Here is a 212-nt window from a genome sequence, read left to right on the forward strand (position 1 = left end):
GGGTCGAGCGCGCAGACGAGCCCGGCGAGGGTGCGGCCGAGTACGACTGCGGCGTTCGTGATCACGGTCGCCGCTTCGGCGTCGCCCGCCTGCGCTCGGCGGGTGATCTCGCGCAGGTCGGGGCCGGGTTCTTCGGGATCCGCTCCGGGGGCCGCCGCGCGGTACGCCGCCTCGATCGCGGGCCCGGACGCCGCCGCCTCCAGGTGCCCGGT

1 protein-coding gene is annotated in these 212 nt (G+C 77.8%); it reads right to left on the minus strand.

Annotated elements, in window-relative coordinates; translation table 11 throughout:
• Positions 1 to 212 (minus strand): ROK family protein (locus GT354_RS21635; RefSeq protein WP_161358006.1); only part of this gene is annotated, 212 nt, incomplete at both ends.

This window comes from Streptomyces sp. SID3343 (genome assembly GCF_009865215.1).
Classification (GTDB): Bacteria; Actinomycetota; Actinomycetes; order Streptomycetales; family Streptomycetaceae; genus Embleya.